The sequence below is a fragment of the Neisseria sp. 19428wB4_WF04 genome (assembly GCF_015235335.1).
In the GTDB taxonomy this organism is placed as follows: domain Bacteria; phylum Pseudomonadota; class Gammaproteobacteria; order Burkholderiales; family Neisseriaceae; genus Neisseria; species Neisseria musculi.
Window position 1 is genome coordinate 1 of record NZ_JADGLG010000228.1, and the last position, 259, is coordinate 259.

The window sequence follows — 259 nt, forward strand, 5'->3', positions numbered from 1 at the left end:
ATTGTTTTAAAATAGAAATTTGAAATTTTATCTCACTGTTGTTAAAACGCCATTCACACTCTTTCAAATACAGTTCAAAATGCTCTTTGGGAATGCCGTTAAACTTGCGTAAATGGCGTTTTGCTTGGTTCCAAAAGTTCTCAATTCCGTTAATGTGATTTTGTCGCTCAGCAAAATGTGTGCTGTGATTGATCCGAAAATGTGAAAATTCGCTCACATCAAGAACGTCATAACTTTTGTAACAATCGGTATAAACAAT

Annotated in this window: 1 protein-coding gene; it reads right to left on the reverse strand. The window is 34.0% G+C overall.

The window, feature by feature from the left end:
- Positions 1–259: transposase (locus IR141_RS13110; protein WP_135037875.1), on the reverse strand; the 259-nt coding region annotated here is incomplete at both ends.